This is a genomic window from Burkholderia sp. E168m23, assembly GCF_016586125.1.
GTDB classification, from domain to species: domain Bacteria; phylum Pseudomonadota; class Gammaproteobacteria; order Burkholderiales; family Burkholderiaceae; genus Burkholderia; species Burkholderia orbicola.
In genome coordinates this window covers 1-517 of record NZ_BCPP01001724.1, presented here as the reverse complement: position 1 = coordinate 517, position 517 = coordinate 1, and the positions used below count along the sequence as shown (strand labels likewise).

Here is a 517-nt window from a genome sequence, read left to right as displayed (position 1 = left end):
ATGATACGGGCGGACCCGGCGAAAATCGCTCGCCGTGAAGGGTGCTATGGGCTCGCCGTATTCGTGCGAAGATTGCGCGAAACAGCACCGACACGTACCCGAGAACGACGTGACCCTATCAAACCCTGAGAGCAAAGTAAAAGCTGCCCATCCGCCGTGGATGTCCGTCGCGCTGGCCGAACTCGGCATCCGCCGCCACCCGCCGGGCAGTGTCAACCCGCGCATTGTCGAATACAACAACCAGACGAACCTGGTCGGTTACGACGACAAGATTTCGTGGTGCTCGTCCTTCGTGAATTGGTGCATGGCGCACGCCGGATTCCGCGGCACCGGCTCCGCGCTCGCGCGCTCGTGGCTGGAATGGGGCAAACCGCTGGAGCGCCCGGTCTACGGCTGCATCGCGATCCTGACGCGCGACGATCCGACGAGTTGGAAAGGGCACGTCGGTTTCTACCTGCGCCACGATGCCGAACACGTTCACCTGTTTGGCGGCAACCAGCTGGAAGAGGTTCGGGAA

At 62.3% G+C, this 517-nt stretch carries 1 protein-coding gene; it reads left to right on the top strand.

Annotation, left to right across the window (positions count from 1 at the left end):
- Nucleotides 1-160: 160 nt before the first annotated feature.
- The coding region (locus JMF90_RS39890; protein WP_201326636.1) for a TIGR02594 family protein at nucleotides 161-517 on the top strand (357 nt) is incomplete at its 3' end.